A 431-nucleotide genomic window follows, 5' to 3' on the forward strand; every position below is an offset into this window, starting at 1 on the left:
GAAGGAGCTCTGACCTGCGCAAAGCGGCTGGCTCCCTGGGGATTCTCGCGATATGGATGCTTTCAGGCGGCCCAGCCGATGGAGGAGACGTGGGTGTAGGCGTCCCAGTCGGTACCGAGGGTGCTTTGGATGATGTCGTCCCAGATGGCTTCGAGTTCCTGCGTGTCTTCGGCGATCCAGGCGTCGACGGCGCGGTCCCATACGGCGCCGCGTACGTTGATGTTGCGGGTCTCCAGGTCGCGCTGGTGTCTGTGTTGGACGCGGGACTGGTCGACGGGGTCGATCTCGATGCGGGTTCCGCGGCCGCGGCGGCTGAGTCGGCGTTTGAGGTCGGCGACGACGTTGCGGCGGCGCAGGTCCCAGTACGCGGCGTCCAGGCGGGCGAGGTTGGCCTTGGTGGGGGTCTGTTCCCCGGCCAGCCAGGCGATGAG

General features: G+C 67.3%; 1 protein-coding gene. It reads right to left on the reverse strand.

The window, feature by feature from the left end; translation table 11 throughout:
- Positions 1 to 62 precede the first annotated feature (62 nt).
- On the reverse strand, positions 63 to 431 hold a 369-nt coding region (locus tag GSF22_RS34195), incomplete at its 5' end, for a hypothetical protein (RefSeq protein ID WP_208817994.1).

Source organism: Micromonospora echinofusca (assembly GCF_017614955.1).
Taxonomy (GTDB): Bacteria; Actinomycetota; Actinomycetes; order Mycobacteriales; family Micromonosporaceae; genus Micromonospora; species Micromonospora echinofusca_A.